The organism is Winogradskyella pacifica (assembly GCF_013403915.1).
Taxonomy (GTDB): Bacteria; Bacteroidota; Bacteroidia; order Flavobacteriales; family Flavobacteriaceae; genus Winogradskyella; species Winogradskyella pacifica.
In genome coordinates this window covers 1-602 of record NZ_JABFDI010000076.1, presented here as the reverse complement: position 1 = coordinate 602, position 602 = coordinate 1, and the positions used below count along the sequence as shown (strand labels likewise).

Sequence of the window (602 nt, the reverse complement as noted above, 5' to 3'; positions counted from 1 at the left end):
TACTTGGCGATATTCTTTGGCCAGTTCTTCTTGGCATAATTAAGCTTTTGCTTTACCTTTTTATCGACGTCTTTTCCTTGAAGTGCTTGGTTGATTTTATCAATTGTTTGAGAGACTTTGTTAGGGTCTATCGCTTCAAAATTATCAGGTTCGTTGGGTTTTTGTTCTTCCTCAGCATATACAGTCTCCACATAGCGCCATAAATCTTTTAATTGTTTTTCGATACGGGTGCGTGAGGTCTTGATGCTTTTTCCCCACACAAAAGTGTAACGGTTAGCATTCGCCTCAATCTTAGTCCCATCAACGTAAATATCTTTCAAACTTAAGTAACCTTGTTCTGCCAACAGAATGACCACTTGGTTGAATATCTTTTTAAACTTACCTTTAAGTTTTGCTGAGCGAAAATTGCTAATGGTATTATGATCTGGTTCAATACAGCCACAAAGCCACATAAAGTGAACGTTTTCTCCTAAGGCTTGTTCAATTTTACGAGATGAATAAAGATTGCGAAGGTAAGCGTAGATTAAAATCTTCAGTAAATCTCTTGGATGATAACTTGAAGTTCCACCTCCTTTATAAGTCCTCTCAATAGAGCTAATATC

The 602-nt window shown here is 36.9% G+C and carries 1 protein-coding gene; it reads right to left on the bottom strand.

Going from position 1 to position 602, the window contains the following annotated elements:
- Window positions 1–602: transposase (locus tag HM984_RS17490; protein WP_179350128.1), on the bottom strand; the 602-nt coding region annotated here is incomplete at both ends.